Source organism: Streptomyces sp. bgisy100 (assembly GCF_057709105.1).
The window spans coordinates 88,593-113,268 of record NZ_JBYITE010000017.1 but is presented as its reverse complement, the minus strand read 5'-3'; the positions used below and the strand labels follow the sequence as shown (position 1 = coordinate 113,268).

Here is a 24,676-nt window from a genome sequence, read left to right as displayed (position 1 = left end):
GTCCCGCTGTCACGGAAGGGGGCGTTCCGTTGTCGGAGTGCCGACGGTCGGCAGGGCCGGGCGAACAGTCGGGGCCGGGCGAGCGGTCAGGGCAAGTCGAGCGGTCAGGGCACGGCCGGCACCCGGGACCGGGCGAGCGGCCGGGGCCGCACCGTGACGAGGTGGTCTCCTGGCGCAACCGGTTCCTGGTGCTGTTCGACCGGATGCCGCTGCCTCTCGCCCTGTGCGGCGCGGACGGCGGCATCGGGCTGGCCAATCCCGCCATGGGTGCGGAGTTCGGGCGGACAGCCGGACAGCTCGTCGGCCGGAACATCCTCGAATTCTTCCGCCCGCAGGCCTCGGCCCAACTGGACCGGATCACCGAGGCGCTGCACCTGGGCCGGCGGTCACGCTATCCGCTGGCGGTGCGCTGGACGGCCGACGGCGCGGTGTGCGAGGGCGAGGGCGAGCTGATGGTCGATCCGGTCAGCGAGGACACCGGCGGCCCGCCCGGGCTGCTGGTGATGCTGCGGCGGACGGACGCGGCGCGGGCCGACGCCGACGGGCCCCCGGCGCACCGGCCACCGGAGGTCGGGCCGATGGCCGGGCGGATCCTGGCGCTGGCCGCGGCAGGACACACCACAGCGGCCATCGCCCGGACCGTGGGCCTGACCGTGGACGGCGTCACCTACCACCTGACGCAGCTGTCCCGGCGGTGGCGGGCCCCGAACCGGGCCGCGCTGGTGGCCCGGGCGTACGCCCTCGGGGTCCTGGTCCCGGGGCGTTGGCCGCCGGTACCGGCGGGGGACGAGGACCCGCCGCCGACGGAGGGCGGTACGGGGTGAGCCGCGGGGAGGCGTCACCCTCGCCGACGTGAACCGCGGGGAGGCGTACACCCTCGCCCGGGTGGGCCTCCGCGCCCGGCATCGGCCCCGCCCCGCCCTCACCCCGCCGGCGCGCCCCGCAGGCTGAGGGCGAGGAGCGTGACGAACACCAGCCCGCATCCGGCCAGCAGACAGGCCGCGACCAGGCGCCTGCGCAGGGTGCGGTAGCGGGCCCGGTACTCCTCCTGGAGCTCCTCGCAGCGGGCGGCGACCCGCCGCAGGTCGCGCCGGGCGTCGTCCAGCCGGTCCTGGACATAGACGCGTTCGACCTCCTCGCGCTGGCCCGTCGTGAGCCAGGGGAGCCGGTCGCAGAACGCCTCGGCCCGCTCCTCGGCTCCGGCTGTCTCGGCCTGCCACAGCAGATACCCCTCGATCCGGTTGATCCCGGCGGTGACCCCCTGCGGGTCGGGGGCGTCGGTGCTCGTCAACTGCGTACCTCCCTGGTCCGGAACTCCTTGGTATCCCCTTTCCGGTCAGTTCCGCTCGGAGGCAACGCCGGTGCCGCCCTGGCGAGGGGCCGGCGGGCGCCGCTCACCGGCTGCTGGATGTGCGTCGGCGCCGCCGAGTGCGCCGGCCGCGACATCCGGGTGGTGCAGATCGAACGCCGGGGACTCGGAGCGGATCCGGGGCAGGCTGACGAAGTTGTGCCGCGGTGGCGGGCAGGACGTCGCCCACTCCAGCGAACGGCCCCAGCCCCACGGGTCGTCCACCTCGATCTTCTTGCCGTACTTGGCGGTCTTCCAGACGTTGTAGAGGAACGGCAGGAAGGAGAGCCCCAGGACGAACGACGCGATGGTGGAGACCGTGTTCAGCGTGGTGACCCCGTCGGCCGCGAGGTAGTCCGGAATGCGGCGCTGCATGCCTTCGGTGCCCAGCCAGTGCTGGACGAGGAAGGTGCCGTGGAAGCCGATGAACAGCGTCCAGAAGGTGATCTTGCCGAGCCGCTCGTCCAGCATCTTGCCGGTGAACTTCGGCCACCAGAAGTGGAAGCCGGCGAACATCGCGAACACCACGGTGCCGAACACCACGTAGTGGAAGTGCGCCACCACGAAGTACGAGTCCGAGACGTGGAAGTCCATCGGCGGCGAGGCCAGGATCACCCCGGTCAGACCGCCGAAGAGGAAGGTGACCAGGAAGCCGACCGTCCACAGCATCGGCGTCTCGAAACTCAGCGAGCCCTTCCACATGGTGCCGATCCAGTTGAAGAACTTCACCCCGGTCGGGACCGCGATCAGCAGCGTCATGAACGAGAAGAACGGCAGCAGCACGCCACCCGAGACGTACATGTGGTGCGCCCACACCGTCACCGAGAGACCGGCGATGGAAATCGTCGCGGCGATGAGGCTGATGTAACCGAACATCGGCTTACGGCTGAAGACCGGCACCACCTCGGAGATGATGCCGAAGAACGGCAGCGCGATGATGTACACCTCGGGATGGCCGAAGAACCAGAAGAGGTGCTGCCAGAGCAGCGCCCCGCCGTTGGCCGCGTCGAAGATGTGCGCCCCGAACTTCCGGTCCAGTTCCAGTGCGAAGAGCGCGGCCGCCAGGACGGGGAAGGCCATCAGCACCAGCACCCCGGTGAGCAGCACGTTCCAGGTGAAGACCGGCATCCGGAACATCGTCATGCCGGGGGCCCGCAGGCACATGATGGTGGTGATGAAGTTGACCGCGCCCAGAATCGTGCCGAAGCCGGAGAGCGCCAGACCCATGATCCACATATCCGCGCCGACGCCCGGGGAGCGCACCGCGTCCGACAGCGGGGCGTAGGCGAACCAGCCGAAGTCCGCGGCGCCCTGCGGCGTCAGAAAGCCCCCTATCGCGATCAGCGAACCCAGCAGATACAGCCAGTAGGCGAACATGTTCAGCCGCGGGAACGCCACGTCGGGCGCGCCGATCTGCAGCGGCATGATCCAGTTCGCGAATCCGGCGAACAGCGGCGTCGCGAACATCAGCAGCATGATCGTGCCGTGCATCGTGAACGCCTGGTTGAACTGCTCGTTCGACATGATCTGCGTGCCCGGGCGGGCCAGTTCGGCGCGCATGAGCAGCGCCATCAGCCCGCCGAGGCAGAAGAAGGCGAACGACGTCACCAGATACAGCGTGCCGATCGTCTTGTGATCGGTGGTGGTCAGCCACTTCACCCATCCGGTGCGCGCGGCGGTGGACGGCTCGTGGGCCGGGTCTGTCTCGCTCATGCCCTGTTGGTGTCCGGCAGCGCTTCGATCGTCACCGCTCACCGGCGTTACGTGACCGGCGTCTCACCCGTGCCCGCGGCCCCGCCGGGACGGTGACAACGCTCACACCGCGAGGTGTGAGGATGCGGACCGTGCCGGACACGAACAGATCATGAGCAGGGACGACCTTTTCGCCGCCGCGTACCGCGAGCACTACTGGGCGGTCAGCCGCTATGTGGCCCGCCGGCTCGACGGGCAGGCGTGGGAGGTCGACGAAGTGGTCGCGGAGGTCTTCTCCGTGGCCTGGCGGCGCCACGCCGAGGCACCGGAGGCGATGCTGCCGTGGCTGTACGGGGTGGCCCGGAACTGCCTGGCGAACGCGGTGCGCGGCCGCAGCCGGTACCGGCGGCTCCTGCAACGGCTGAGCCACCACGAGGCCACCCGCGGCCCCCGCGTGATGTCCGGCCCCGACGCCGAACAGCCCGGCGCCTGGGTGCGCGAGGCGCTCGCCGCGCTCCCCGAGGCGGACCAGGAGGTGCTGCGGCTGACCACCTGGGAGGAACTGACCCTGGAGGAGGCCGGACTGGCACTGGGGTGCAGCACCACGGCGGCGGGCATGCGGCTGCACCGCGCGCGGCAACGGCTGCGCACGGTGATCGCCACGTTGGACACCACGACTCCGCGCGGTGAGCGGACAGCGGACGAAGCAGCCGGCGAAGCGGCGGACGCAACGGCCGTCGCGGCGGGGACGAGGAAGCGCCGATGAGCGATGAGTTGTCGATGAGTCATGAGGTGCCGACGGACGATGGGGTGCCGATGGACGATGGGGTGCCGGTGGCCGAGGAGGTGCCGATGGACGAAGAGGTGCCGAAGAGCAACGGAGTGCCGGAGGGCCACGAGGTGTCGGAGGGCCACGAGGTTCCGGAAAGCCACGCTGCTCGGGAGGGCGGGGATCGGCCGGTGAGGGATGAGCCGCCGGTGGACGACGCGTTGGACCTGATGCGCCGCGCGAACCCGGTACCGGCCGACGCCCCCCGCCTGCGGGACCGTCCACTGGACGCCGGCGCCGAGCGACGGCTGACGGCACTCCTCCGGGACCGAGGGAGCCCCTCCGGGGAAGCAGGGCGCGGCGCGGCCCCGCTCCGGCAGCGTCGTCCCCGCCGTCTGCTGTACGGACTGGCCGCGACGGTCGCGGGCGTGGTCACCGCGGTCACCATGACCCTGTCGGGGCCCGGAGCGCCGGTGGCGGTCGCGGCCCCCGCTCCCCTGGTGACCGACGGCTCCTCGGCCGTGCCCCTGGCCCGGATCGCCGACCGGGCCCAGAGCCTGGCCCGCCGCCCGGGCGCGGACCGGCGCGCCGAACCGGGCAGCCATGTGCAGGAGTGGGCCCTGGCCATGGAGTCCGGCCCCGGCGCCCGGCCGCCGGTGACCGTGCCCCAGGAGCGGTATCTGCGCTGGAACCGGGACGGCAGCGGCTCGCTGCTGGAGGTCGCCACCGACCCACGGCACCCCGGCAGGCCCGTCATCGACGGCAGCGGAGTGAAGTCCCGGGTGGTGGACGACGGCCATGTCGTCCGCCATGACACCTACCCCGCGGGGTCGCTGGCCGGCAACAGCCTCTACACCACTCCCCCGCCGCGGACCCCGGACGCCCTCCGCGCGTACTTCGACCGGGACGAACGGGCGGGCGTCTCGGAAGCAGGACCGGCCGCCGACCTGCTGGACGACGTGTCGGAGTTCCTCGGGGACTGGACACCCGGACCGCGGGAAACCGCCGCGATCACCACCCTGCTCGCCCGGTCCGACGGCCTGCGGCCGGCGGGAGCGGTGACGGACCGGCTCGGCCGGCGGGGACAGGCCTACGCCACGCGGGACGACCACGGCACCGGGGCGCGTCAGATGGTCGTCCTCGATCCGGAGACGGGCCGGATCCTCGGCCGCGAGGTGACCGTCACCAGGGACTGGAAGGAGGCGCGGGTCGAGGCCGGGGACGTGCTGTCCTACGAGGCGTGGATGTACTGAGGCCGGGGCGGTCGGGCGGGTGGCGAGCCGAGGCCCGTGGGCGCCCGGCACAGCAGCCACCGTCGGCAGGGGGCAGGTGCGTCAGGCGGCGGCCCGACGGATCGGTTCGCCCGCGTCGTGCAAGTGCCCCACGACCTCCCGGTACGACGCCAGCAGCCCGGTCTCGTAGTAGGGGATCCCCTTCTCCGCGCAGAACTCCTTGGTGATCTGGGCGGTCCGGCCGAGCGCGGGAGTCGGCATGCTCGGGAAGAGGTGGTGCTCGATCTGGTAGTTGAGACCGCCCATGACCGCGTCGATGAAGCGGCCGCCGCGGACGTTGCGGGAGGTGAGCACCTGCCGGCGCAGGAAGTCGAGCTTCATGTCGGGGGTGACCATCAGCATGCCCTTGTGGTTGGGGGCGAAGACGCACCCCATGTAGATCCCGAGCAGCCCCTCGTGCACGGCGATGAAGGCGAGTGCTTTGCCCAGCGGCAGCACGGCGAATATCGCACCGAAGTAGGCAACGAAGTGGGCGACCAGCAGGGCGCCTTCGAGATATGGCCGCTTCATCGCCGGACTCCGCAGCGCCCGGAAGCTGGAGACGCTGAGGTTGAGCCCCTCCAGCGTCAGCAGCGGGAAGAAGAGCAGGCCCTGCCGCTTGCCGATGAACTTCGCGAGCCCGTTCGCGTTCCTCGCCTGCCGCTGGGACCACACCAGGATGTCGGGGGCCACATCGGGGTCCCGCTCCTCGTGGTTGGGGTTGGCGTGGTGGCGGGTGTGCTTGTTCATCCACCAGCCGTAGCTCATCCCCATGACGAGGTTCGCGGCGATCCGGCCGCCGACCTCGCTGTACCTCCGGTGGGAGAACACCTGCCGGTGCGCCAGGTCATGGGCGATGAGCCCGACCTGGGCGAAGACCACGGCCAGCACCGCGGCCAGGGCCAGTTGCAGCCATGAGTCACCCAGCAGGAAGAACGCGACGCAGCCGCCCACCAGCGTCAGGCCCACCAGACCGAACCGCACCGTGTAGTAACCGGGCCGCCGGTCCAGCAGCCCTTCTTCGGCGACGCGGCGGCTGAGTTGCGCGAAGTCGCTCCCGGAGGCCCTGCCGACGGGTGGCGTGGCCACCCCCGCCGCGGGCGCCTCCACCGTTGTCATCACTGACTGAATGCTCATGGCCTCGAGTCTGGTTTCCGGGAGCGGGCGTCAGAACCCGCTTAGCCCCCCACTTCGAGGTGGGCAAAACCCTACCCCCGCCCCTGGGGCCCGCCTTGCCCGCCAGGGGGGCCGGCCATAGGCTCACTGGACATCACACCAGCCAGGACCACCCACAGTGCTTGGAGCATGCGAGTTGCCCACGAGGAGCACGTGGTGGCCCGAGCCGCTGCGCGGCGAACTGCGTCCCTGGCGTCGTACCGAACTACGTCCCTGGCTGCGCACCGAACTGCGTCCCTGGCTGATCACCGGGCTGGTGACCGCCCGGCGCGGCCTCGCCCTGGCCCTGCTGTCACAGCTGGGGGCCGTGCCCCTGCTCACGCTGACGGTGGTGTCCCTGGCCCTGCTCGTCACGGGCGTCGGTGTGCTCACCCTGCCGATCGCGCTGTTCGCCGTGCGCGGCCTCGCCGACATGCACCGCCGCTTCGCCCGGGAGTGGTGGTCGGTCGACATCCCCACTCCCTACCGGGCCCAGCAGGGCGAGGACTTCGAGCCGCTGGACGTGCCCAGCAGCCTGCGCTATTGCCGTTCGCTGCTCACCGACCCGGCCACCTGGCGTGATCTGCTGTGGCTCCTCATCCACGCCCCGGCCGGACTGGTCCTGGGACTGCTGCCGGGCTGGCTGATCGTCTACGGCATCCACGGGGTGGTGGCCACTCCCCTGTTCTGGCCCTTCATGCGGCCGGACTACGGGTACGGGCTGATCTGGCCGGTCCACAGCCCCGGCATGGCGGCGCTCGCGTTCGTCGAGGGACTGGTCATCCTCTTCCTGGGCTTCTGGTCGGGGACGCGGCTGCTGCGGGTCCACACCCGGATCACCGAGAGACTGCTGCGCCCCACGGAGAAGGCCCGGCTCGCCCGGCGGGTCCTGCACCTGACCGAGACCCGCTCGGAGGCCGTGGACGCCCAGGCCGCGGAGTTGCGGCGCATCGAACGGGATCTGCACGACGGCGCCCAGGCACGACTGGTGACCGTGGGGCTCAAACTCGGCCTCGCGGAGCAGCTGTTCACCCGGAACCCCGACGCCGCGCACAAACTGCTCACCGACGCCCGCGCGGCGAGCAGCCAGGCCCTTGCCGAGCTGCGGGACCTGGTGCGGGGCATCCATCCGCCGGTCCTCGCCGAACGCGGCCTCGACGGCGCCGTCCGGGCCCTCGCCCTCGATCTGCCGGTTCCGGTGGAGGTGCACATCGACCTGCCTGCCCGCCCGCAGGCGCCGGTGGAGTCGGCCGGATACTTCGCCGTCGCCGAGGCGCTGGCGAACGTCGTGAAGCACAGCGGCGCCGCCACGGCCCGGGTACGGATCCACCACGCCGACGGACGGCTGCACCTGACCGTCGGCGACAACGGCGGCGGGGGCGCCACGGTGCAGCCGGGCGGCGGGCTGGACGGCATGCGGCGCCGGCTCGCCACCTTCGACGGAACCCTCGACCTGAACAGTCCGGTGGGCGGACCCACCACAGTGACCATGGAGCTGCCGTGCGCGTTGTGATCGCCGAGGACCTGGCCCTGCTCCGGGAGGGCATCATCCAGTTGCTCACGATCAACGACTTCGAGGTCGTCGAAGCCGTGGACAACGGTCCCGATCTGCTGCGGGCGCTGCTGGAGCACCGTCCGGACGTCGCCGTGGTCGACGTCCGGCTGCCGCCCACCTTCACCGACGAAGGACTGCAGGCGGTCACCAAGGCCCGCCGCGAGGTTCCCGGCCTGCCGGTCCTGGTCCTGTCCCAGCACGTGGAGCACCTGTACGCGCGGGAGCTGCTCTCCGACCACGACGGCGGCATCGGCTACCTGCTCAAGGACCGGGTCTTCGAGGTGAGCGAATTCGTCGACGCCGTACGCCGGGTGGCCGCCGGCGGCACGGCCATGGACACCTCCGTCATCTCCCAGCTGCTGGCCAGGAACTCCGGACAGGAGCCGATGCAGTCCCTGACGGTCCGGGAACGCGAAGTGCTGGGCCTGATGGCGGAGGGACGGACCAACGCGGCGATAGCCCGGCAGCTGTGCATCACCGAGAAGTCGGTGAGCAAGCACACCAACAACATCTTCGCGAAACTGGGCCTGGCCCCGTCGGGCGACGACAACCGCCGGGTGCTGGCGGTGCTGGCCCATCTGGACCTCTGAGGGCGCGGAGCTGCAACGGCTCTCACCACCGACGGCCGACGGCCAGGGCCGCCGTGTCGCCGTCCCCGACAGCGAACGATCAGGACCAGCCCTCAAAACCTCAAGACAGCCCGCATGACCACGAACACCATCTGGAAGATCTCAGTGGACTCGGCGGTGGCCTCCGCCGTCGCCATCATGCTCGCGGCGGTCCACACCCCCTGGTGGCTGGCGGCCTACCCCCTGGTCATCGCCGTCTGCTGGACCCGAGTGGCCCTGACCTACCACTCCGTCGCCCAGACCGTCGCGGGGGCGTCCCTGGGGGCGGTGGCGGCGGGGGCCTTGGTGCTGTTCTAGGGGCTGCTCAGCCCTTGGAACGTGTGTTGATCCGGCAGGGACTACGGGACACCCCTCAGGTCGGACAGCAGCGTGTCGAGGACCGCTTCCTCCTCGACGCGGACGCCCGCCTCCGCGAGTGCGTCGGGCAACTCCGAATCCCAGGGAGCCTCAACCGGTATTCCCGTCAGGGGCGGTCCTTCCGGGGAGACGAGCACGGCGGCCCGGTAGTCGGCGGCCGTGTAGCGCCAGGGCCGCCAAGGGAGGCGCCTGAGCAGCGCGGAGGCGATGCGCAGCCCGCCCCAGTCGAAATCGCCGTGGTAGTGGAGCGTCGCCCCGCCCTCGTGAAGGTGGCGCAGGAGTGCGAGGCCGGCCGCGGACGGCTGGCCCTGCAGGCAGACCAGTGGTGCGCAGTCCGGTCCGTGGGCGTCGGCCGCCGCGGCAAGTACGGTGGGATTCTCGCAGATGTGAACCCTCGGCGGGGAAGCGGCGAGCGGCCGACGGACGAGCTGACGGAGGGTGAGGACAGCGGGCTCACCCATGTCGGCCAGCGAGTCGAGGGCGTGGGTCCCCCGCAGGTTCAGGGTGAGGACGGTCGAGGACAGCTCGTCGCGCAGCAGCCCCGCGGCCGCCCATGCTTCCCGCCGCCATTCGGCCCCGGTTCCGTCGGGAAAGCCGGTCAGTGCACGGATCCCGGACAGGGTGACGGTGGCCAGTGCGGTCCCGTCGTCCAGCGCATGGGCACCGCCCAGAAGGCGGGCTGCGAAGGCGGGCAGCGAGACGGGCGGGTCGGCAGGCAGCGCCCGCAGGGCGGTGGCGGCCTGATCGAGCAGGGACCGGGCAGCTTCCGGGCCCCCGGTGAGGCGTCGTACGAGACCGTCGCCCCGGAGCCGGGCGACCCATGGCGCGAGGGCCGGTTCCTCCTCCGCCGCGGCGTCGATCCGGGCGAACGCCTTCCGCCAGGCGTCCTCTTCGGCCAGGCGTGCGGGCCCTCGGAGGACCACGGGTCCGGTGAGGGCGGTGATCGCCACGGCGAGGCCACCGGGGCTGACACCGGAGCGGCGCAGCACGGCGTCCACGGTGTCCAGGCGCAGGGTCAGGGAGCGGCCCCCGCCGGGCCCTCGGCCCAGCAGCCGCTCGGCCGCCAGACGCTGCTCCGGAGTGGGATGCGCCAGTGAAACGGATCCCGTAAGCGGCTCCCCGGCAGCCATGCGCCGTCGTATCCGGTCGACGAGCCAGGTGAGTTCGGGGGGTCCGAGGAGGCGGTGAAGCCGTGTCCCGTCGACTGTCTGCGGGGTCCCGTCCCCCGCCGCCGTGCCGGATCTCTCTGTCACCCGGGCTCTCCTGCCGTCAGGACCGGGTCGGGCTGCCGGACCGGATCGCCGTGGCGCAGTCGCCGGGCGCCGTCCCACTGCCATCGCGTGACCAGCACAGCTGCCACCTCGTCGATCCGGGACAGCTGGGCGATCGCGATGCCGGGCACCTGCGGATAGCAGGCCCATTCCCGCTCGCTGGTCATCACCACGTCCAGGTCGAAGGCGTGCAGCAGGCCGAGGCACTTGGCCCTCGAGTCGTCGTCCACACCCGCGAACGCCTCGTCCAGGGTGACCAGACGCGGAGCGTACGGGCTGCCGGCGCTCGCGTAGTGCGAGGAGGCTGCGGCGAACAGCGGCACGGACACGGCGAGGACGCGTTCACCGCCGGATGCGGGACCCGTGGCGGGGACCCAGCGGCCGTGCTGGTGGCGCTCGACTCCGAACTCGTGCCAGGAGCGGTAATCGAGCGCCGCGGTGAGGTGCTCGAGCCAGCTGCCTGACGTGTCATCGGTCTGCTGCCGGGCGATCTGTGCCTGAAGGAACTCGCCCACTGCCGCGCGGTCTTCGGGCGTCCAGGCGTCGGCGGACTGGCGCAGCCGCTCACGGGCCTGGGCCAGTCCGGAGGGGGCCTTGCGGGAGGCCCGCCACACGAGCCGCAGTTTCATGCCGGTGGAGGTGGGGCGGTCCTCCAGCTCGGCGTTCATGTCCCGTACCTGCCGTTCGGCGGCCCCGATGAGCTCCTGGAGGGTGCCCGCCACCTCCGTGATCAGGTGGTTCTCCAGGATCTCCCGTTCATGTGCGGAGAGGATGCGGGTGAGCTCTGCGGTCTCGGTCACCAGGGCGTCAACGAGTTCGGGGACGGCGTGCTCGCGGCCCTGGTAGACGATGTCGACGACCATGCCGTCCTCGATGAGACGGGCGGAGGCCGTGTGACCGTGCCGGGACAGGGTGTCCTGAAGGGTCTTGAGTTCCCCGCCGATCCTGCTCTGTACGCGTTCCCAAGCACTGTCGGAGTCGTCGGTCGCGGACAGGCCCGTCTCGATGGCGCGGGCGAGCGCGACGGCGGGGGTGGCCGCCCAGGGCCCGCCGTCCGCGGCCGGCACCGTGAGGTCGGGGAGGGCCACGGTGATGAGCCCGGTGGCGGTGAACCGCTGGAGTGCCGCGATGGCCTCCCCGCGGGCGGCCAGGGCCTCCGCCAGGTCCTTCTCCAACTGCTCGATCCGGCCCTCGGCCCTGCTGGCCGTACGGTCGGCCTTCAGGTGATCCTCCCGGGCGGCCTTCCGGTCGCCGTCGCAGGTGCGCAGTGCCTGGGCGGTGTCGGCGAGCGCCTGCTGGAGTTCGGCGACCGCTGCGCCGACGGTGGTGCGCAGGGTGGTGTGGCGCGCCTCGGCTGCGGCCGCTTCGCGCCCGGCAGCCTCGGTGCGCAGGGCGAGTTCGGCAGCGCGCTCCCCTGCCTGCACCGCCTCGGTGCGTTCCTCGTCCGCCCGGTGGGCGGCCTCGGCGCAGTCCTTCAGAGCGGGCCACAGGGCGGCGAGGGCCACGGCGAGCGCGCTGTGCGCGGCGCGGACACCGACGAGGCCGACCCGGTCGGCGGGCAAGCCCAGGTCGGCCGCGGTCTCGGCGAGTTCTCCGGCCGCGTGCTCGGCCCGCTCGGTCGCCCGGGTGAGATCGGCGGCTCGTTCCGCCTGCCTGAGGCGAGCCGTGCGGACGTTCTCGGCGGCGGCGGTGACCTGTGCGTGGGCTCGGGTGAGGGGGCTTTCGTCGGGCAGCTCCGCGAGCTCGGCGTCGAGCCTCCGTCGGCGTACGCCGACGGCCTCGGCCTGCGCTCCGGCCTCCTCCGACTCCCGCTGAAGCAAGTCGAGTTCGGTCCGCAGATCAGCGATACGGGCGCGCCGTGCCGCCTCCCGGGCGCCTTCGCCGATGTACTCGGCGGCGGTCTTGTTCCAGCGGCCGGTCAGTGCGCCCACCCGGAACCGTCCGTCGGCCGCCACCCAGGTGCCTGCTCCGCTCTCCGCGCCGACGCCGACAGCGGCGAGCAGCCGCGCCACGGTGTCCTCACCGACGGCCGCGGCCCCGGCGTCGCCGCCGTCCACTGCCGGGCGGAGCAGCTCGGCCAGCCGGGCCCCCGTCACGGGGCCGTCCTCCGGGGACAGCAGGACGTCGAAGCCGTCGGCGGCGAGGACGGAGCCGTCCGGCAGCACCCAGGCGTCGAGCAGAGCCGAGGCCTCCAGGGCTGCCTCGAGCCCGGCCCGGTCGCGCTCCGGCAGCCCGTCACGGAAGTCCACGAGACGCCATAGCGGCGCGCCCCGGAGCCGGTCGCGGTGGCCCGGCGTGCGGGTGTACGGCGGTCGGGGGGCGCGTCCGCCGCCGGCTTCCAGCGCGGTGAGCTCGGCACGGACTTCGCCGGTACGCGCCGTCAGGTCGGCCAGCAGGTGAGCCGCGTCGGACGCGAGATCGGCGAGCCGTGCGGAGGCGGCGGCGTGTGCGCCTGCCGCGTGGGTGCGGGCCGGGCAGGGCCCGGTGAGATGCCGCGTCCACTCCTGGAGTTCGTCGAGCAGACCGGCTAGATCCGGGCAGGCCAGCTCGGTCCAGGTGGCGATGTGTTCCCGTACGTCATCGACGAGCGCCCGCCCGGCCTCGTCCGCGGTCTCCTCCGCCCGGCTGTGCACCTCGGCGGCCCGGTCGGCGTCGGTGGCCGCCTCGTCGAGGCGTACGGATGCCTGGCGCCGTTGCTCGGCGGCGTGTTCGGCCGTCCGGGCGAGCTCCTCCGCGCAGACGAGAGCGCGGTGACCGCGGTCGATCGCCTGCTCGGTCGCCCGTCGCAGGTCGGGGTCGGCAAGCCGGTCCTCGCCGGGCAGGTCGATCCGGGCCGTGGCTGCGGCCTCCCACGCCGTACGGAACGAGGCATCGGCGTGCTGCTCGGCGGCGCGCAGCCGGTTCTCGGCGGCGCCGAGACGGCCGAGCGCCTTGGTGTGCTGGTGGTCCGCCCGGTCATGGTCGTCCCGGGCCTGGCGCAGCGTGTGGGCGGCGCGCTCGACCGCCTCCGCCGCCTGCTCCAGCTCCCGGGCACTGCGCATCTCGGGGCCCTCGCGCAGGGCCGCGTCCCGGGCCCTCAGCCGTGCCTCGGTCTCCTCCAGGGCGGCAATGCGCTCCTCGGCCGCCGCCCGCGCCTCCTCAGCCCCGGTCCGCCGCGCCTGCGCCTCGGCGAGGTCCCGCTGAAGGTGTTCGTACCGGGAGTGCCTGGCCCGCGGCAGGCGGGCGCGCCGCCGGGTGGCGATGCGGGCGTAGCGCCGGTAGTGCTCCAGGAAGGCGGAGGCGGCGCGCTCGGCGGCAGACGCGGCCGCCAGCTCCTCCTTCTCCTCGTCCAGGGACCGGAACGCCTCGGCGACGTCGGCGATGACGGCCTGGTCCACGGGAGGCAGGGCCTCGGTGAGCGCCCGGGAGAGGGCGGCTTCGTTGGGGCGCTTGGACAGCTGCGGCTGGCGCAGCTGGATGAGCAGGTCGACCAGGGCGCCGTAGCGCTGCTCCCCCAGCCCGAACAGCGCCTCGTCGACGGCCCGGCGATACGCCTTCGCCTGGTCGTACACCATGCCGTGGCCGGCGACGGCCTCGGTCAGTCGGTCCCGGGAGAGCGCGGTGCCGGTGGCGTCGAGGAGGCTGAGCGTGCCGGCCGCGGGAACGGCGCCGTGGTCGACGCGCAGGCTGGTGACCGCGTACCAGTGGCGGGCGATACCTCGTCCGGTGACGGCCTTGAGACCGCAGAGCAGAGTGCGGAAGTGGGGATCTCCTCCGGCTTCGTCGAGCCGGCCGAACTCGACCCAGGTGTATCCGAGCCGTTCGGGATGAGGGTGCTCGCCGCCGAGGAGGAGGTTCCACTCCATCCGTTTGCCCGGGTCGCCGTCGGGTTCGACGCGTCGGGAACTGAGGTCCCCGTCGAGCAGGAAGGGCAGTGTCAGGGCCAGCACCTTGGACTTGCCGGTCCCGTTGTTTCCGCGCAGGAGCAGCCGGCCGTCGCGGAAGCGGAACTCCTCCACGTCGTAGTGGAACAGGTCGACGAGACCGATGCGCAGGGGCTGCCAGCGGGATCGCCCAGGGGTGGGGAGGCGGGTCATGGGGTGCCGGCCTTTCGCTGTGCGGGCATCCGCGCGGTCGTGGGTTCGATGACGACGGTCGTGCCGACCGCATACCGGGCGAGGGCGGGACGCGCCGCCACGCCCTCGGCCGTCCGGGCGGCGAGCCCGAGGGCGGCGAGCCGGGCGACGGCCTGGTCGACGAGCTCGTCCTCCATGCCCGGTTCCCGGGCGGATTTGGCCCAGAACCCCCCGTGCTCGGCGGCGAGTTCGCGGACGCGATCCGCCAGCTCGCCGGTGGTGACCGGGCCGTCGGCGGCGGCCAGGTGCTCGGCGAGCAGCAACGTGATGTGCCCGTACGTGCCCTGCTCGGGCATCCGGAGGTCGGTGAGATCATCGTCGGGGTCCACCATCGCGATGCCTTCGGCCCGTACTTCGGGCACGAGCCCGGTCAGTTCGGTGATGCGCGCGGTGAGGAAGCCGCGCTGGCGGGTGAGGTACCCGAGTTCGGCGTCGCCGAGCTCGTCGTAGTACAGCACCGGGTCGTCGAGCAACCGGCGGGTCAGGGTGCGCCGCATGGCCCGGAACCGCAGTTCGTCACTGTCCAGCGCGGTCTCGGCGACGAGTTCGGCGATCCGGCCCTCGAAGGTGTCCGCCTGTACCGTGGAGGGTCCCCGGCGAGCGGCGAGCAGGCCCGCGAGGACCCGCCGCTCCACGTCGTAGAGAACGTCTCCGGACCCGCTCACGTACGCCTCCTCGTCTCCGGCGACGCGCCGCAGCACACCGAGGGCGAGCAGCAGCCGGACGACGGCGGCCAGGTCGAGGCGCTCGTCCCTGCGGTCCAGGGTGAACTGGATGCCCGCTGCCGCGAGATGGGGATCCGCGGCGTCGAGGACGACCTGGTCGGCGAGGCGGCCGAGGGCGATCTGCGACTCACCGCGTTCGAGAGCGGCGAGGGCGAGGCAGAGCAGCACGTACCGGCGCCGGGTGAAGGGGGCTCCCGCCCGGGTCGCCTCGCGCGCCGGATGGGTGGGGTCGGTGGACGTTCCGGGGCTCTTGCGCAGCCGGGCGGTCTCCGCGTCCACCTGAAGTGCCCAGCCGGTGTTGCGGTCGAACCATTCGCGCAGCTCGGACGCGTGCCGGCGGACCAAGCGGAACTCATCGGCGTCCCGCCCGCGGGACAGCAGGAGCGGCTCCTTCAGCAGGGCGCGGGCCGCCTTGCGGAGATCGGCGGCGTGCTGTCCGTCGAGCACCTCGGCGAGCGGAGTGTTCACTGGTCCTCCTCTCCGTCCGTGCGGTCGATGATGTCGACGTGATGGTCGGGGCCGCGGAACACGCCACCGGGGGTACGGATCTCGGCGGTGGTCCCGTCGGCCAGGGCGCTGAGGCGGATTTCCATGGAGCCGTCGTTGCTGGTGGCCACGGTGTGGCGCATGCCGGGCCGCCAGGTGGCGAGGGCGTCGCCGAGCAGCTGGAGGAAGAGCCCGAAGGCGACCGGATCGAGTTCTCCGAGCGCGGAGAGCCTGGTGGTCCCGTCGGTGACGAGCCGAGCGCGCGCGGCGGCGGTCTCGGCGCGCTGCTTGGCGGCGATCTCGGCGAGCTGCCTGCGCCGTGCCTCCCGGTCCTCGACCTTGCGGGGCTTGCCGCGCCGCTCGTAGCTGCCGGTGCGGCGCAGCTGGGGACTGATGCGCAGCGGTTCGGCCTCCGACCAAGGGGTACCGGCGGGGACCGGCCGCGCGGCGCGGGCGGCGAGGGTGTCGGCGTCGACGGTGAGGTGCCGCGCCGGGTATAGCCCGAAGGCGGTGCGCCAGAGCCGGTGCCGGGCGTCGTCGTCGGGAGCCTCCGCGAACCAGCGGGCAAGCGTTCGCAGGTCGGCGGACCGGTCGGAGCGACCGCTCCGACGCTCGTTCAGCGCCCGTACGACCGCGAGGAGCTGCGGAATCGCGCCGAGCGCCCGGCTCCGTAGCAGTCGGGCCTGCGCCTCACGGCCGTCCCGGCTGAGGAACCACCCGCCGAGCCCGTTCCACCGCCCGGACCACCGCTCGCAGGCCTCCCGCTCGGCGTGCGGGGCTTCCTCGGGGGAGGCGTCGGCGGCCTCCCGCGCGGCGGCGGCCCACAGCAGGCCCTCGATCCGGCCGTCCTCCTCCAGCTCCAGAATCAGCCGGGCGATTCGCCCGCCGAGGGTGATCAGGTCCTGGATGAACCGCTCCAGGTACTGGATCAGCCGGTCCTTGTACGCGAGGAATGCCTCCTCCTCCACGTCGTGGAGGTCGATGGTGCGCTGGAGCGACCCCATGAACGCGCGCGCGTTGTCGGCCAGGGCGGCGAACCGGCTGGCCAGGCCGTCCAGCGCCAGATGTGTCTTCGCCGGGTCGGGCTCGTCCTCGGCCGCGAGCACGAGCAGGGCTCGCAGCTGCGTGACGATGTCGTGCAGGGCGACGGCCTGGAGCGCGCCGCGCCGCCCGAGGGCCTCGTCATAGACGGCCAGCGCTTCCTCGGCCGACTCCCCGGCGTGGGTGAGCTGGTAGATGAACCGCTTGCGGTAGAAGTCCTCGACAGCGGTGACCCGGGCCGTGTCGGGGTCGGCCCGCAGGTTGCCCCAGGCGACGAGGCTGTCCAGCGCCTTGGTGACGGCGTCCACCTCGGCGGGCCGCATCTCCGGCGGCAGCGCCCCGTACACGTCCTCGGGCCGCAGATGGACGGCGAACCGCTCCTTGGCGGTGACGAAGGCCCGCATCACCTGCCGGTAGAGCGCGGCGGAAGGGGCGGTGAGGTGAGCGAACGGACCGAAGCCTTCCGCCCCGGTCTCCGGACTGGTGGTGCTGCCGTTCATCGCCGGCCATTCTCCCTGACGAGGCGCTGCCGGGGGCAGGTCCGGCGATAGCTGGCCAGATCTCATCCGTCGGCCGGCTTCCCGCCGAGACGATCAGAGCTTCGACCTCGCCCGTCGGGTGCGCGCACCTGGCCGAGTCCCCTCCCCCGCATAGCATGTGAAATGCCACATTCACGTCACAGTCGACGAAACCACCCCCTTCCCACCGCGGCCCCAACAGTCGCTGTCCAGCGATCAGCGCGCCGCGTACGCGGCCGTCCCGGCCCTGGAGGTGCCACCGGTGAGCTCGGCCCACTTCGCGGCCACAGCCTCCGGGTCGGCAACGCCGTTGATCTTGTCGAAGTCGGCGATCAACGCATCCAGGTTGCCCCTGGGCCCGGCCCCTGGCGCAGGCCGTGCAACGCGACAGGTTCCGTCCTGATCACAAGCCCGAAATGCGTGAGGGCGACACGCAAGCGCCCACCCTCACGCCATCGTGCGTCAGGAAACCGGGAACCAGTCCGACAGGCGCTTGGCGATGACCGGTACGTCGATGTCGTCCTGCGCAACCGCCTCGACGAACGGGCCGGCAATGGAGACGGGCGGCGGGGCGACACTGGCGCTGACGCCGTTGAACCTCAGGAAGACGCGCAGGGCGAGCCAGGCGGTGCGCTTGTTGCCGTCGATCAGCGCGTGATTTCGGGCAACGGAATGCAGCAGTGCCGCCGCCTTCTCGTGCAGTGTGGGATATAGCTCGGCTCCGAACACGTTGGTTCGGGGCCGTTCGATCGCTGATACCAAAAGCCCCATGTCACGCACGCTGTGCTCGGTACCGTTGACCTTGCGAGCGATGACCAGGATCTCGTCGATCTGGATGTAGCGCACCGCGGTCACTTCAGGTAGTCCAGGATCTCCGCATCGCTGTCCATGAGCTCGGCCAGCACGTCATCGACCTTCAGTTCGGCCCGATCCTGGGCGTCACGAATGGCCTCGATGGCGAGTTCCTGCTTGCTGCGGCGCTCCCGACGAGCACGCTCGGTGAGCTTCGCGTCAAGGTCGTCGGGGAGTCGGAGTGTCATCGCCATACGGCGATGATACCGGAACGGTATCTAGGTGGCGAGGTGATACCAGCCACCCGGGACCTCGGACCGTGGGGCCACCCGCCCCTCCGCGGCCCGGGCGGGCTACGGCCGGAAGCCCTTGTCAGCAGGCTTCAGGATCGCCACGCACTCGACAGGGCGACGCCCTGCCCTGCTACCTCAACCAGGACCTGCTCCTCCAGCTGTGGCCGGTGCTGTGCACCTCGTCGATCGCACCGTCCGCGCCGTGCGGGAAGACACCTTCCACAGTTTTCCCACATCCGGGCAGCCGCGTGACGGACATGCCGGAGCTGAACACACGGCTCCTGGCGGACGTGATCGCCCTCGGTTGCCCAAATTCCACCGGTGCTCACCGGTGGACACGCCGTGCGGGCGCACCACCTCGCGAACCGCCCCCAGACAGGTTCTCGATGACACCACCGTCACCGCCCTCCGAGCCTGGGCCGTGCAGTGGACCGATGACCTCGCGGCTTGCCTTCTCGGAGAGGCCGATGATCCGGAATTCGACTGATCGTTTATGGGTGAGATCACATCCGCAAACGATCGGAGCGAGAGCCTGGAAGTGAGCAGGAAGGCGACCGGCCGCCCCGACATGCGAGCGGCCGGCCGCAATCACACATTGTCAGACGCGGAGTGCCATGCACTCGCGCAGCAGCGGTTCCAGGCACAGCAGAGTGCCCTCGCGGTCGAACACCTGGAGGGCGTCGAGGCAGGTCACGATCCACCGCGCCTCGTCCTCGTCGACCTCGCCCTGGACCGCCACGGCGGTCAGCGCGCTCTCCCAGTCGAACGATCCGTCCTTGTACTCCTCCGCCAGGGCCCGGTATCCGGTGGCGAGCAACGGGTCCGCGTACAGGCCCGTGTCCTTGGCGAAGGCGTGAGCGCGGGCCCGGTCGGTGCGCAAGTCGGCCAGGCGACGCAGCGCCTCGTCCGGGTCGTCCAGTTCGCGATGCAGCCGATGGGCGTCGCCGACCAGCCTCGGCCAGCCGCCGGTCAGCTCGTGAAGCCGGTTCAGCCGGTCCTCGCGCTGGAACATGTCGACCCGCTGCGCCCAGCCGCGCAGGCTGCGGCGGTCGTGACGGCGCAGCACCACCGGGGCGGCCGAGGTGGGTTCCGTGCCGGTCAGCAGGGGGCGCCACAGGGCCAGCTGGGTGGTGTCGGTGACGAGGACGACCGCGCGGGTCACCCCCGGGGTGAGCGGCAACAACGTCTCGGCGAGGTCGGCGGCCTCCCGGCAGGTCTCGGGACGCACCGGGTCCCGGTAGTTGACGAAGTCGCTGATGACGACGCGTCGTTCGCGGGGGCGTCCGCCGGTGAGTTCCTGCTTGTACACGCTGGGCTTGCCGACGGGCGGCAGTGTCCAGCCGGCGATGCCCGCGGTGAGCGTCCGCAGCGTGTGGGCGACGTCGCCCACACCGGTGGCGGGGCTGCCCAGGACGACCCTCGCCTGGTTGGACCGCTGGCCGAGTAGGTCATCCAGCTGGGTGTTGGTGAGCGGTGCGGGTCTGCCGTCGGGCAGCTCGGGACGGCCTTCCTGCACGATGCTCTCGTGGAGCTCGCACTCTTCCTCCGCCCTGAGCAGGCGGGATTCCACCTCATGGGAGGTGCCGATCATGCGCAGAGCGTTGGGGCCGCGCAGATGCCAGCCCAGGCCGTCGTGGTTGGGCGCCAGGATGCCGAGGCCGACCATCTCGGAGAGGTAGGCGCGGAAACCCTCGGTGTCGAGCTGTTCGAACCCCTTGCGCCAGTAGGTCTCGCACTCCTCGCGCAGCTCGGTGTCGCTCAGCCGCACCTCCAGACCGCGGTGGCGGGCGTGGTAAGCCAGTACGTTGGCGATCACGTCGTACCGGTGGTCGAGGCTGAGGGTGTCCTTGAAGGCTGCCGAGATGCTGTCCCTGAGTCCGGCGTCCGACTCCACGACCTCGATGTCGGCGAGTTCCACCGGGTACGGAGGTCCCTCGGCGCCGCGCCGAGCCCGCTTGCGGTGCATCAGCTCCACCAGCCGGTGGCCGAACATCTGGAGCAGGAACGGCTGGTAGGAGCAGTAGCCCAGCACCCGGTTGACCAGATCCATGTCCTGGAACTCGAAACCGAGTGCCCGCAGGGGCTCGACAAGTAGCTCGGCGGCGAACTGGGGGGCGAGCGGGCCGATCACCTTCGGGGTCTGAGCGAGATGGCCGAACGGCCCGTTGCTCGCAAGCTTGGCGAACCGCTGCACCGAGTGCAGCCCGGCGAAGACGACCTTGGCGCGATCCTTGGTGTCGTCCCCGAGGCCCTTGAGCCGCTTCGTCTGGTTGAACCGGGGGGCGTCCGCCTCGAAGAACTGGTCGCACTCGTCCAACAGGATCAGCAGCCGGCGACGCGAGTCCGCGTCGGTCCAGGCCCGGATGCCCGCGCGCACCCGCTCGGAGATGTCGGAGACGCCCTTCGCGGACCTGCGGCCCTGCGGCCGGTCCAGTACCTGCGCCTCGGTCAGCTTCCGGTCCAGGACGCTCCACAGCGCCTCCGGCCCGAGCGAACTGCCCTTACCGATGTTCTCTTGGTCGAGGTTCACGTACACCGCATGGTGGTAGCCGGGACGCTGCTCGACGAACCTGTCCCCGGCGTCGGCGAGCAGTGCCGACTTGCCCAGCCCCCGGCCGCCGTAGATGACCTGGGTGCCGCGCGGGTCGATGATGCTCTTGCGCTCGGCGTCACGGCCGTAGAACATCTCGCCGCCGATCCTGCCGCGCTTCTCCCTGATGTACGGGTTGACGCCGGAGAACGGCAGCAGTGTCTGCGTGGCCGTGCTGACCTGCCGGTTGCCCCATGCTGCGAGGTAGGCGAGGGCGGCGTCGTCCACGACGAGCAGGGGCTGCAACCGGTCCGAGCCGACAGCCAGTTCCACACGGGCCTCGCGACTGAGCGTACCGAAGTAGGCGACGAGGAGCCCCGCACCGCTGGTGTCGCGTTCCGCGAGGCTCATGACGACCTTGGCGGGCGGGCGCCCCCACACCATCAGCACCCGCAGCGTGCCGCCGTGCTCCCGGATCTGAGAGCCGAAAGCGGGCGCCTTCGCCCTGCCGTTGATCTCCACCTCGGTCGCCTCGAAGAAGCGGTACTCACGCCGGCGCAGGTTCGGCGACCGCTCGTCGAGCGGTCTGGCGCTCTTGGCGTCGTAGCCGAGGAGTTTGAGGAGCGGGGGCAGCTGCCGCCGCCCGGACACTTCGAGCCGGTCCTTCGGCTCGGTCGCGCCGAGTTCCCGCCACGCGTCGAGGGCGTCGGCCGCCAGTGCGGCCTCGTCGGTGGACAGGGAACCGTAGTCGAGAACAGAGAGCGTCGGATGCTTGGCACCGGACCGGACGAGGTCCACGAGCTCGCGATCGATGCCCCGGGGCAGGCCGTCGGGCACCGCGGGGAAGAACTCGGTCAGGTGGGGTTCACTGCCCTCGATCTCCGGGACGGGTTCGCCAATCTCCAGGAAATAGACGAGGTCCGCCGCGGTGGCCAGGCCGCCGGTGTCCAGGTGGCGCAGGACCTGAGCGCGCCCGTCCGAAGTGAGGTCCAGGGCGTCGAGCCGGGCCCGGATCCGGTCGGCGGCCTGCTGTCGGAAGTCGGGGAGGTCGCTGCGCACGGTGTCGAGGGCTCGCCGTACATCCCTCAGGTCGTGCGTACCGGTCCCCTCGAGCCGGTCACGGGCATCGGCCAGCAGCTCCTGCAGGCGGAGGTCCTGGTCGTCGGTCACAGCGCCGTCGGCCTGCGCGCGGTGCAGCTCGGCAACGATTTCGTCGTGTTCCCTGCGCAGCTCCGTGCGCCGGGCGGCCTCCCGCTCGTCGATCTCGGCCAGGGCGGGCGGGGTGAAGTCGCCGGCTTGCACGGCGGGGAGCAGCTCACGGCCGGCCAGCTCGACGATGGTACGGGCCGCGGTGAAGGCATCGCGGGAGAGCCGCTCGTCGAGGGCCTCCTGCCAGGTGCGGTCGACCGCGGTGAGGAGCCGGTCGAGGGACGGCCGCTCGTCAGGGGTGTCGCAGACCTTCAGCAGCTCCGCGTCCAACACCTTCTCGGGGGTGATCGAACCGCCGGGACGTGTGGTCGCGGAGGCACCTGCCAGCAGGACGAACAGCTCCTCCATCGAGGCGCGTGCCGCCCAGGCGGTCGCCGCGGCGACGGCACCCGAGCGCCGGGCCAGCTGTTCCAGATCGGCCAGCAGCGCCTCCTTGCCGTCCAGGAGCGACCGGCGCAGAGAGGAGATCTCCTTGATCGCCCGGTTGCTGTCGGAGCGGTCGCCGCGGCGGATGCCGTCGACCGCCAGACACCACTCCTTGGCCAGGCCGGCGGCTCGCTCGACGAGATGCACCAGGTCCATCCGCCCGGCGCCCTGGAGCGGTTTGCCGCTGGAACGGTGCTTGCGGTCCATGCGGTCGATCTCATTGTTGATCTCGGTCAGCTTCGACAGACGTTCGGCCTGTTCCCGAACCTGCGGCACAGCGTCGCGCTGGTCGCGGACCACGGGCGTCAGTAGCGACCCCAGCATTCCTGCGTCAGCAGCCAGCCAACACTTGGCGATCTCCGTCGCCCGCGCGAACCGCAGCCTCGGCGGCACGAGCAACGCACCACACTGCTCCCCCAGCTCCCGCAGCCGGGTCTCCGTCTCGGAGACGTCGGCGATGACGACCAACGGGGAGGCGATCATGAGGACACCGCTGAGGGCGCGGTCGGCAACGGCGGTCGCGGCCTCGGCGAGCCGGTCCGGCAGACGGGGCACCAGCGCCTTGAGCTGGGCGCCCGCCAGGTGATCGCCGGTGATCAGTGCCGTGCGCAGCAGAGCGGGCAGCAGCAGGAGCTCGCTGCCCTCTGCGTCGCGGCCCGCGTGTCCGCCGTACTGCTGGAGCACGCCCGTGGTCAACCTCGCACCCTGGCTGTCGCCGGAGGTGAGCAGCGCGGCGGCACCGGCCAGCCGGAGCGCCGTCACCTGCGGCTCGGGGTGCTCGGCGGCACGTGCCACGTGGTGGGCGAGTCCGAAGCGGCGCTCGACGACGAGCCGCGCCAGAGCCCGCTCAGCGTCGGTCTCGTGGTAGTCGTCGTCCTCGGCCGCTTCCCGAGCCGGCGCGTCCTCGTCCCTGGGTGTGGCGGGAGTGGGCACCGTAGTAGGCCCGTCCGGGTCCGTGCGGGGTGCCGGGTCGCTGTCGGCCCGTGTCGCAGTCTGAACATCGCAGGGGTCGACCGGCTCGGGAACAGCCGTCCGGGCGGGCTCAGCGGCTTCGGGCGCGGAGGCGGGCTCGGAAGCGGTCTCCTCGGTGGAGCGACCGGCGGTCTCCTCCTCCCCGGCCGGAGGTACGTCCCCATGCTCCACAGCCGTCTCGGCGCCGACGAGTTCGGTGGTGCCGTCCGCCTGCGCTCCGGCGCGCTCGCGGAGGGGCTCCTCCGGCTGAGGCAACGACAGTTCGGGGGCCATGACCACCGCCATGGCACACGCGGGCAGCCCCCGCACGACCTGCCCCTGCAGAGCCAGGATCTCCGCCGCGGCGTCCGCCTGCCGCCCCAGCCGGATGAGCTGGGCCAAGGCCGTGAGTGCGGCGCTCTCCTCCCGTTGCGCCTGTTCCCACACCGGTGTGTCCAGCAGGCGGCGGGCCACGTCTCGCACAGCCTCGGCGGCAGCGGCGGCGGGGCTGTCCGGACGGCAGACGACACCCAGCAGTTCGCGCAGGGTCTCCCGTGTCCGGAGGTCATGTTCGTGTGCCGCTCGGTGTGCGTCCGCGGCGCGCGTCATGTCCTCCAACCGACGAGGCACCCCCTCGATCCCCGCCGCACGGAACACCGCCTCGGCGCTGTCGAACACGCCGCTCAGCGCGGCCAGCTCTGTCAGGTCCTCGTCCTGCGGAGGGCGGCCGTCCGTGACCGCACCCGTCACCTTCTCCACGGCTTGCCGGGCTCGGGCGAGGGCCGACTCCAGCTCCCGGCAGACCTCGTCCGGCCGCCACGCCTCGTCGGGGCGGTCATCGTCGGCCGCCGGTGCGGACACGTCGCAGGAGGGGAACACGAGCGGCGGCTCCTGCTCCTCCGCCGCGCCGGGCACAAAGCCCGGATGCGCCGCCACGATCGACCTCGCCATGTCACCGACGGCAGCGAGTCGTGGCGTCTCGTTCTCGTCGGCCGTCGCCGCGAACCAGTCCTGGTCCGCGGCCCAGGCAAGGATGCAGGCATCGGCGACGGAGGCGTTGCAGTACGCGAACACCGTGGCCCGGACCAGCGTCGCACCCCACCGGGAAACGGGGTCGGAAGCGGACTTTCCGTCCGATGCGATGACGTACGCGATCACCTGGTCCATCACGGTCTGCGTGAGGCCCCTGATCCCACAGCTGCATGCGTGCTGCCGGGCATCGCGCCGCAGCCGGGCGAGAACGTCCTGGCACAGAGCATGGCCGGCCCGTCGAGGAGCCGCCATGCGGATGCCCAGGTTGCCGAGCAACTTCTGCCGGTCCTTGGGCGGCAGAGAATTGAAGGCGAGTTCCACCATGTCGACCGTGAGGTCGTTCAGGGCGGCGGCCGGATGCTCCAAGGCGTTGAGGGCTGCGGCCAAGCCTGAGAGTTTCTCGGCCGAGGCGCTCGGCGGGGACAACGGCGGCCCCGTTACGACGTGGTAGCGGTCATGCATGTACGCGCACTCCGTTTCTGTGGTCGGTCCTGCGGGATCGGCTCACCCG

14 protein-coding genes and 2 pseudogenes are annotated in these 24,676 nt (G+C 71.8%); 6 read left to right on the top strand and 10 right to left on the bottom strand.

Annotated elements, in window-relative coordinates; genetic code table 11:
* The first annotated feature begins 161 nt into the window (after positions 1-161).
* Positions 162-824 (top strand): PAS domain-containing protein, encoded by a 663-nt coding sequence (locus tag AC3EQ1_RS14690; RefSeq protein WP_432094751.1) that lies wholly within the window; start codon positions 162-164, stop codon positions 822-824.
* 98 nt (positions 825-922) lie between these two features.
* On the opposite strand, the gene AC3EQ1_RS14685 is transcribed toward AC3EQ1_RS14690, so the two are convergent.
* Both AC3EQ1_RS14685 and ctaD read right to left on the bottom strand, forming a co-directional pair.
* Positions 923-1,291: a hypothetical protein gene (locus AC3EQ1_RS14685; RefSeq protein ID WP_432094750.1), complete on the bottom strand. Its 369-nt coding sequence runs from the start codon at positions 1,289-1,291 to the stop codon at positions 923-925.
* Between the two features lie 144 nt (positions 1,292-1,435).
* A pseudogene (gene ctaD, locus AC3EQ1_RS14680) lies at positions 1,436-3,007 on the bottom strand (aa3-type cytochrome oxidase subunit I); the annotation flags it as partial.
* A 205-nt stretch (positions 3,008-3,212) separates the two neighbouring features.
* Between ctaD and AC3EQ1_RS14675 the strand changes: the two are divergent.
* Positions 3,213-3,806: an RNA polymerase sigma factor gene (locus AC3EQ1_RS14675; RefSeq protein ID WP_432094749.1), complete on the top strand. Its 594-nt coding sequence runs from the start codon at positions 3,213-3,215 to the stop codon at positions 3,804-3,806.
* Positions 3,803-5,062, top strand: coding sequence for a CU044_5270 family protein (locus AC3EQ1_RS14670; RefSeq protein ID WP_432094748.1), 1,260 nt, complete (start codon positions 3,803-3,805; stop codon positions 5,060-5,062). The genes AC3EQ1_RS14675 and AC3EQ1_RS14670 overlap by 4 nt, the downstream gene beginning before the upstream one ends.
* 81 nt (positions 5,063-5,143) lie before the next feature.
* Here the strand turns inward: AC3EQ1_RS14670 and AC3EQ1_RS14665 are convergent, their stop codons facing one another.
* Positions 5,144-6,199, bottom strand: a complete 1,056-nt coding sequence (locus AC3EQ1_RS14665; RefSeq protein ID WP_432094763.1) for a fatty acid desaturase family protein — start codon at positions 6,197-6,199, stop codon at positions 5,144-5,146.
* A gap of 193 nt (positions 6,200-6,392) precedes the next feature.
* Here AC3EQ1_RS14665 and AC3EQ1_RS14660 point away from each other — a divergent pair, with 193 nt between their 5' ends.
* The 3 genes and pseudogenes from AC3EQ1_RS14660 to AC3EQ1_RS14650 all read left to right on the top strand — a co-directional run.
* The gene (locus AC3EQ1_RS14660; RefSeq protein ID WP_432094747.1) at positions 6,393-7,748 is read left to right on the top strand and encodes a sensor histidine kinase; all 1,356 of its coding nucleotides are present in this window, start codon (positions 6,393-6,395) and stop codon (positions 7,746-7,748) included.
* Positions 7,736-8,380 carry a LuxR C-terminal-related transcriptional regulator gene (locus tag AC3EQ1_RS14655; protein WP_351505139.1) on the top strand — a complete coding sequence of 215 codons (645 nt, stop codon included), beginning with the start codon at positions 7,736-7,738 and terminating at the stop codon, positions 8,378-8,380. Before AC3EQ1_RS14660 ends, AC3EQ1_RS14655 begins: the two co-directional genes overlap by 13 nt.
* 114 nt (positions 8,381-8,494) lie before the next feature.
* Positions 8,495-8,716, top strand: a pseudogene (locus tag AC3EQ1_RS14650) (hypothetical protein); the annotation flags it as partial.
* 41 nt (positions 8,717-8,757) lie between these two features.
* Here the strand turns inward: AC3EQ1_RS14650 and AC3EQ1_RS14645 are convergent.
* The 7 genes from AC3EQ1_RS14645 to AC3EQ1_RS14615 all read right to left on the bottom strand — a co-directional run bounded on the left by AC3EQ1_RS14645 (position 8,758) and on the right by AC3EQ1_RS14615 (position 24,627).
* Complete coding sequence (locus tag AC3EQ1_RS14645) at positions 8,758-10,029, bottom strand: TIGR02679 family protein (protein WP_432094746.1); 1,272 nt, start codon at positions 10,027-10,029, stop codon at positions 8,758-8,760.
* A complete protein-coding gene (locus AC3EQ1_RS14640) occupies positions 10,026-14,123 on the bottom strand; it encodes a TIGR02680 family protein (RefSeq protein WP_432094745.1) in 4,098 nt (1,365 codons plus the stop codon). The genes AC3EQ1_RS14645 and AC3EQ1_RS14640 overlap by 4 nt, the downstream gene beginning before the upstream one ends.
* Positions 14,120-15,355: a TIGR02678 family protein gene (locus tag AC3EQ1_RS14635; protein WP_432094744.1), complete on the bottom strand. Its 1,236-nt coding sequence runs from the start codon at positions 15,353-15,355 to the stop codon at positions 14,120-14,122. Before AC3EQ1_RS14635 ends, AC3EQ1_RS14640 begins: the two co-directional genes overlap by 4 nt.
* Positions 15,352-16,914, bottom strand: coding sequence for a TIGR02677 family protein (locus tag AC3EQ1_RS14630; protein ID WP_432094743.1), 1,563 nt, complete (start codon positions 16,912-16,914; stop codon positions 15,352-15,354). The genes AC3EQ1_RS14635 and AC3EQ1_RS14630 overlap by 4 nt, the downstream gene beginning before the upstream one ends.
* 480 nt (positions 16,915-17,394) lie before the next feature.
* Positions 17,395-17,787, bottom strand: coding sequence for a type II toxin-antitoxin system death-on-curing family toxin (locus AC3EQ1_RS14625; protein WP_432094742.1), 393 nt, complete (start codon positions 17,785-17,787; stop codon positions 17,395-17,397).
* The gene (locus AC3EQ1_RS14620; RefSeq protein ID WP_031089472.1) at positions 17,784-17,978 is read right to left on the bottom strand and encodes a ribbon-helix-helix protein, CopG family; all 195 of its coding nucleotides are present in this window, start codon (positions 17,976-17,978) and stop codon (positions 17,784-17,786) included. The genes AC3EQ1_RS14625 and AC3EQ1_RS14620 overlap by 4 nt, the downstream gene beginning before the upstream one ends.
* 637 nt (positions 17,979-18,615) lie before the next feature.
* Positions 18,616-24,627: a hypothetical protein gene (locus tag AC3EQ1_RS14615; RefSeq protein WP_432094741.1), complete on the bottom strand. Its 6,012-nt coding sequence runs from the start codon at positions 24,625-24,627 to the stop codon at positions 18,616-18,618.
* Positions 24,628-24,676: the final 49 nt, after the last annotated feature.